Annotated in this window: 2 pseudogenes; one reads left to right on the top strand and one right to left on the bottom strand. The window is 51.0% G+C overall.

The features are described 5' to 3' along the window. Positions 1 to 110: 110 nt before the first annotated feature. Positions 111 to 542: pseudogene (locus tag ACJHWR_RS25270) on the top strand (Tn3 family transposase); the annotation flags it as partial. A 62-nt stretch (positions 543 to 604) separates the two neighbouring features. Here ACJHWR_RS25270 and ACJHWR_RS25265 read toward each other — a convergent pair. Further along, positions 605 to 719: pseudogene (locus tag ACJHWR_RS25265) on the bottom strand (IS1 family transposase); the annotation flags it as partial.

Here is a 719-nt window from a genome sequence, read left to right as displayed (position 1 = left end):
TATTATGGTGATCCCCTGGGCGAAATGCGCCTGGTAAGCAGAGTTTTTGAAATGTAAGGCCTTTGAATAAGACAAAAGGCTGCCTCATCGCTAACTTTGCAACAGTGCCGAAAAGTGAACGTCCTTCCGGACTGACTCAGGCAATCATTGAAGTGGGGCGCATCAACAAAACGCTGTATCTGCTTAATTATATTGATGATGAAGATTACCGCCGGCGCATTCTGACCCAGCTTAATCGGGGAGAAAGTCGCCATGCCGTTGCCAGAGCCATCTGTCACGGTCAAAAAGGTGAGATAAGAAAACGATATACCGACGGTCAGGAAGATCAACTGGGCGCACTGGGGCTGGTCACTAACGCCGTCGTGTTATGGAACACTATTTATATGCAGGCAGCCCTGGATCATCTCCGGGCGCAGGGTGAAACACTGAATGATGAAGATATCGCACGCCTCTCCCCGCTTTGCCACGGACATATCAATATGCTCGGCCATTATTCCTTCACGCTGGCAGAACTGGTGACCAAAGGACATCTGAGACCATTAAAAGAGGCGTCAGAGGCAGAAAACGTTGCTTAACGTGAGTTTTCGTTCCACTGAGCGTCAGACCCCAATACGTGCGCAACAACCGTCTTCCGGAGCCTGTCATACGCGTAAAACAGCCAGCGCTGGCGCGATTTAGCCCCGACGTATCCCCACTGTTCGTCCATTTCCGCGCAGACG

Origin of the sequence: Escherichia sp. WS568 (assembly GCF_046486085.1) — a bacterium.
Lineage (GTDB): Bacteria > Pseudomonadota > Gammaproteobacteria > Enterobacterales > Enterobacteriaceae > Escherichia > Escherichia coli.
This window is presented reverse-complemented; position numbering and strand designations above follow the sequence as displayed.